Genomic DNA, 1,299 nt, shown 5'->3' on the forward strand with positions numbered 1-1,299 from the left:
TGTCCCATCCTAAAATACGTTGACATAAAGAGGATTTCTTTATGGCGACATCAGGTATCAAGTGTATTAAGCGCACACAGCGTGACTATTCAATGGCTTTTAAATTAGGGGTAGTTGAGCGTGTAGAAAAAGGCGAAATGACCTACAAACAGGCTCAAGTTCACTTCGGCATTCAAGGTAGATCCACCGTTCTTGTTTGGCTAAGAAAGCATGGTAAATTAGATTGGTCTAAACCATTTTTACATCCTCTTATGCCTAATTCAAAAGAAACTCCAGCAGAAAAGATCAAACGCCTCGAGCGTGAGCTAGCAGATGAAAAGCTTAAAAACCAAGTCCTAAACGGTATGGTTGATATAATGGACAAAGAATATGGAGCTGGCCTGCGAAAAAAGTATTTATCCGGTACATCTGGCAAGCCAAAGAAAGACAAGAAGTCTCGCTAGCTGGTGCTTGTAGAGTGTTTGGCATATCGAGACAAGCAGTCTATCAATCTGTTGCACGATGGGAAGCTCGACGAGAAGAGCTGGCTCCTGTTAAAGAGAAAGTGCTTTATTGGCGTCAGTTCATGCCTAGATTGGGCACGAAAAAGCTGTATCGGTTAATCAAAAGTGATTTATTAAAAGCGGGTATTAAATTAGGCCGAGATGGGCTATTTAACTACTTACGAAAGGAAGGACTATTAGTAAAACCAAAAAAGAGTTTTACTAAAACGACGTTTAGTAAACACTGGATGAGAAAGCATCCCAACTTACTTAAAGGCAAGGAAATAACACGACCTGGAGAAGTGCTTGTAAGTGATATTACTTATGTGGAATCTACTGAAGGTGTCCATTACTTATCATTAGTGACTGACGCTTACTCAAGAGAAATTGTTGGGCACCACCTGAGTCGAGATATGAAAGCTGTTCAGGTCGTTCAGGCCTTAAAAATGGCAGTGAAAGGAAACGATTTTTATAGAGGTGCGATTCATCATTCTGATCGAGGGCTTCAGTATTGCTCTGAAACCTATCAATCTGAATTATCGAAGGCAGGGATAAGGCCATCAATGACGGATGGATATGATTGTTACCAGAATGCTCTAGCAGAGAGAGTGAACGGAATTTTGAAACAAGAGTTTCTGATATATGATTGCAAGACCTTCGAGGATTTAGCTGTTTTAATTGATGAATCTGTAAACACTTATAATCATTTAAGGCCGCACTTGAGCCTCAAGATGAAAACACCGAATCAAGTGCGAAAAGAGAAAGGCCAGCTACAGGAGCTGGCCTAAAAACTGTCAACCTATTTTAGGACGACACA

Annotated in this window: 1 protein-coding gene; it reads left to right on the top strand. The window is 40.6% G+C overall.

Going from position 1 to position 1,299, the window contains the following annotated elements; genetic code table 11:
- Positions 1-41 precede the first annotated feature (41 nt).
- A protein-coding gene (locus DKT73_RS19955) for an IS3 family transposase (protein ID WP_111640275.1) occupies positions 42-1,270 on the top strand; the annotation gives its coding sequence in 2 pieces (ribosomal slippage) (positions 42-393 and positions 393-1,270; 1,230 coding nt in all).
- Positions 1,271-1,299 lie beyond the last annotated feature (29 nt).

It is taken from the genome of Marinomonas shanghaiensis (assembly GCF_003259175.1).
In the GTDB taxonomy this organism is placed as follows: Bacteria; Pseudomonadota; Gammaproteobacteria; order Pseudomonadales; family Marinomonadaceae; genus Marinomonas; species Marinomonas shanghaiensis.